Origin of the sequence: Staphylococcus petrasii (genome assembly GCF_002902565.1) — a bacterium.
GTDB lineage: Bacteria > Bacillota > Bacilli > Staphylococcales > Staphylococcaceae > Staphylococcus > Staphylococcus petrasii.
The window spans coordinates 1-777 of sequence record NZ_PPRC01000131.1 but is presented as its reverse complement, the minus strand read 5'-3'; the positions used below and the strand labels follow the sequence as shown (position 1 = coordinate 777).

At 25.5% G+C, this 777-nt stretch carries 2 protein-coding genes; both read right to left on the bottom strand.

From position 1 onward, the window contains the following. On the bottom strand, positions 1-424 hold a 424-nt coding region (locus tag CD127_RS12410; RefSeq protein WP_169926761.1), incomplete at its 3' end, for an MFS transporter. Next, on the bottom strand, positions 421-777 hold a 357-nt coding region (locus CD127_RS12755; RefSeq protein WP_169926760.1), incomplete at its 5' end, for a glycoside hydrolase family protein. The genes CD127_RS12755 and CD127_RS12410, both read right to left, overlap by 4 nt.

Genomic DNA, 777 nt, shown 5'->3' with positions numbered 1-777 from the left:
CTCGACTAACACTTCGATTATATATGACATAATTTTCAAGAAACACCTCTCCAACTAATGTTTTCATATCGCTCTGCAAAACAATCATATTAATACTGCCTGCTATTGCTAAAATAATATTTAAAATCGCTATTCCAGTAATTGATGCAAGTAAATAAGCATTTAAATAGTAAACGGTTAACGTTGTAATAGCTACAAATTCTGCGAAGATAATCATATACTTTTTATTCAATCTATCTACATAATGTCCAACAATAGGGCTTGCAATACATCCGCTAATCATAGTGATTATTAAAATTAAAGTAAATTTTTTTGGATCACGTGTAGTATCCAGTACGTGAAATGATAAAGCAAATTCAAGCAGAGTACTGCAAATCATGCTAATACAAGTTAAAAGTAATAATAGATATAGATTTCTTTTCATTGTTGTTCACACCAATCTAAATACAAATCAAAAATTGATAATACTTCATTTGAGACGTCGTCCCAATTTTCTATATCTTCAAAGTTTATTTTCGGATAATAGGATTTATTTTTAATTTCAACTTTATAATTTAATAAGGTTTCAATTTTTTTATTTATACTTAACTTGTTGATATTGAATTTTAGTAATATATAAATTATTCCTCCTAAACCATCGAAAAAAGAAGGATTAGTAGTTACATGAAAGTTTAAATTTTCTATTAAACGGTTAATAAATTTTCTATTTATATAAATTGAATTTTTATAATTTGAAGTATTTATTTTATTAATTATATACAGTAAACCGGCAGTTCC